Source organism: Roseovarius sp. D22-M7 (genome assembly GCF_037083785.1).
Classification (GTDB): Bacteria; Pseudomonadota; Alphaproteobacteria; order Rhodobacterales; family Rhodobacteraceae; genus Roseovarius.
In genome coordinates this window covers 1-1,155 of record NZ_JBAPKY010000177.1, presented here as the reverse complement: position 1 = coordinate 1,155, position 1,155 = coordinate 1, and the positions used below count along the sequence as shown (strand labels likewise).

At 65.7% G+C, this 1,155-nt stretch carries 1 protein-coding gene and 1 pseudogene; both read left to right on the top strand.

Going from position 1 to position 1,155, the window contains the following annotated elements; genetic code table 11:
- Window positions 1–15 precede the first annotated feature (15 nt).
- Window positions 16–909, top strand: a complete 894-nt coding sequence (locus tag V8324_RS21970) for an ATP-binding protein (RefSeq protein ID WP_336422008.1) — start codon at window positions 16–18, stop codon at window positions 907–909.
- 13 nt (window positions 910–922) lie between these two features.
- Window positions 923–1,155 (top strand): annotated as a pseudogene (locus V8324_RS21965) (hypothetical protein); the annotation flags it as partial.

Here is a 1,155-nt window from a genome sequence, read left to right as displayed (position 1 = left end):
GACGGAGGTGCTGTCATGACCGGCGCGCTTCCCATCATCACCGCCGACCAGCGGCTGGCGGAAACCCGCGGCATCAAGGGCGTGATCTTCGGCCCTTCGGGGATCGGCAAGACCAGCCTGCTCTGGACGCTGGAAAACTCGACCACGCTGTTTTTCGATCTCGAGGCCGGCGATCTGGCCATCGAAGGGCTGGGCGTGGATGTGATCCGCCCGCGGACATGGGCGGAATGCCGGGATTTCGCGGTGTTCATCGGCGGGCCCAACCCGGCGCTGCGGGGCGACCAGCCCTACAGCCAGGCGCATTTTGACGCGGTCTGCGCCAAGTTCGGCGATCCGGCGGTGCTGGAAAAGTACGACACCGTGTTCATCGACTCGATCACCGTGGCGGGGCGGCTGTGCTTTGGCTGGTGCAAGGGCCAGCCTGAAGCTCATTCGGAAAAGACCGGCAAACCGGACGTGCGCGGCGCGTACGGCCTGCACGGCCGCGAGATGATCGCCTGGCTCACGCATCTGCAGCACACGCGGGCGAAGAATGTCTGGTTCGTCGGCATCCTCGACCGGAAGCTCGACGACTTCAATCGCCCGGTGTTCCAGCCGCAGATCGACGGCTCCAAGACCGGGCTCGAGCTGCCGGGCATCGTCGATCAGGTCATCACCATGGCAGAGTTCAAGGCCGAGGATGGCACCCTGCAGCGCGGCTTTGTCTGCCAGACGCTGAACCCATGGGGCTATCCGGCCAAGGACCGCTCCGGGCGGCTCGAGATGCTCGAGGCCCCCCATCTGGGTCGGCTGATGGAGAAGATCCGCGGCCCGCTCGCCGCCGAAGAACGCCGGCTGACCTACCAGGCCCCCGAGCTTCCGGCGCCGCCCAAGGCGCAGGCAACCCCCAACTCCAATCCCACCAACTGAAAGGACGACCCCCATGTCTCTCTGGAACGATTTCAACGACGCGCAATCGAATGCCAACGTCATCCCCAAGGGCACGCTGGCCAAGGTGCGCATGACCATCCGCCCGGGTGGGTTCGACGATCCCGCACAGGGCTGGACCGGCGGCTATGCCAAGCGGGCCTCCACCGGCGCGGTATACCTCGATGCCGAATACACGGTGCTCGAGGGGCCCTATGCCAAGCGCAAGATCTGGTCGCTGATCGGGCT